Origin of the sequence: Duganella margarita, assembly GCF_009857535.1 — a bacterium.
Classification (GTDB): domain Bacteria; phylum Pseudomonadota; class Gammaproteobacteria; order Burkholderiales; family Burkholderiaceae_D; genus Rugamonas; species Rugamonas margarita.
In genome coordinates, this window is the sequence record NZ_WWCS01000110.1 from 1 (window position 1) to 233 (window position 233).

The window sequence follows — 233 nt, forward strand, 5'->3', positions numbered from 1 at the left end:
CCGTGTAGCTTTCCAGGCGGTTGCTCTCCTGCTGACGCATGTCCTTCAACGCTTGTATGCGCTGCGACCATGCCCGCAGTTGGCGTTGCTCCAACGGTGGTGGTGTCCACCGCTTCGGCGACATGGCTGCGCAGTACCGCGCGATCAGGGCCGCATCGGCCTTGTCGGTTTTATTGCGCAGATTTTCACTCTGGCCGAAACCTTTGATGCAGCCCGGATTGACCACACTGACC

The 233-nt window shown here is 60.1% G+C and carries 1 protein-coding gene; it reads right to left on the reverse strand.

What is annotated here, in order from left to right; translation table 11 throughout:
- Positions 1 to 233, reverse strand: a 233-nt coding sequence (locus GTP55_RS29455; protein ID WP_161048274.1) for an IS110 family transposase, incomplete at both ends; no start/stop codon positions are given.